General features: G+C 51.0%; 2 protein-coding genes. Both read left to right on the forward strand.

Annotation, left to right across the window (positions count from 1 at the left end):
* Positions 1–468 (forward strand): flagellar basal body rod protein FlgF (locus tag ABY802_RS16930; protein ID WP_372628287.1); only part of this gene is annotated, 468 nt, incomplete at its 5' end.
* 37 nt (positions 469–505) lie between these two features.
* Positions 506–1022, forward strand: a 517-nt coding sequence (locus ABY802_RS16935; RefSeq protein WP_372628288.1) for a flagellar hook-basal body complex protein, incomplete at its 3' end; no start/stop codon positions are given.

The following is a 1022-nucleotide window of genomic DNA, read 5'->3' on the forward strand; positions in this document are numbered from 1 at the left end:
GATGGCAATGAAGCCTACACCCGTGCCGGAAATTTGCAGTTAAGCCCTACGGGTATGCTGGAAACCGCGAACGGCCGGGCGGTGATAGGGGATGGCGGGCCAATCCAACTGCCGGTACCCCTGGCTAAGTTAGAAATAGGCCAGGACGGTACTATTAGTGCGCTGCCTCAGGGAGCACCGGCGAATGCGCTGGAAGAAGTCGGCAGAATTAAGCTGGTCAACCCGATACATGCTGATCTGACAAAAGGCACTGACGGTTTGTTCCGGCGCAAAGACGGCCAGCTTGCCGCCGCCGATATTAATGTCAGCTTATTGCATGGTGCCTACGAGGGCAGCAACGTTAATGCCGTGGGCGAAATGACTTATATGATAAGCCTGCAACGCCAGTTTGAATTGCAGGTGAAAATGATGAAAAGTGCCGAAGAAATGGACCGCCAGCAGAACGCTTTGCTGCGGATCATGGGCTAGTTAACTGATTAATGGGCTAAGGTCCGGGAGGTAACAGATGCATCCAGCTCTGTGGATAAGTAAAACCGGTTTAGACGCAAAACAGCGTGATATTTCGGTGATTTCGAATAACCTGGCCAACGCCAGCACGGTAGGATTTAAAAAGAGCCGGGCGGTGTTTGAAGATTTACTGTATCAGAACGTTAACCAACCCGGCGGGCGTTCTTCTCAAAACTCTGAATTGCCAAATGGCTTGATGATTGGTGCTGGTACCAAAGTTGTGGCCACTCAGAAAAACTTTACTCAGGGCAATATGATTACCACTGAGAATAGTTTGGATATGATGATTCAGGGCCATGGTTTTTTTGAGGTATTAATGCCTGATGGCACCACTTCTTATACCCGAAATGGTCAGTTCACTGTCGATGGCGACGGCAACCTGGTGACCTCCGGTGCCGGCTTTCAGGTGCAGCCCAATATTGTTATCCCCCCGGATGCGACCAGTATTACCGTATCGCAGGATGGTGAAGTATCTGTGCGCTTAGCCGGCCAGGTAGATAATGCGGTACTGGGCC

This window comes from Arsukibacterium sp., from assembly GCF_041616895.1.
Classification (GTDB): domain Bacteria; phylum Pseudomonadota; class Gammaproteobacteria; order Enterobacterales; family Alteromonadaceae; genus Alishewanella.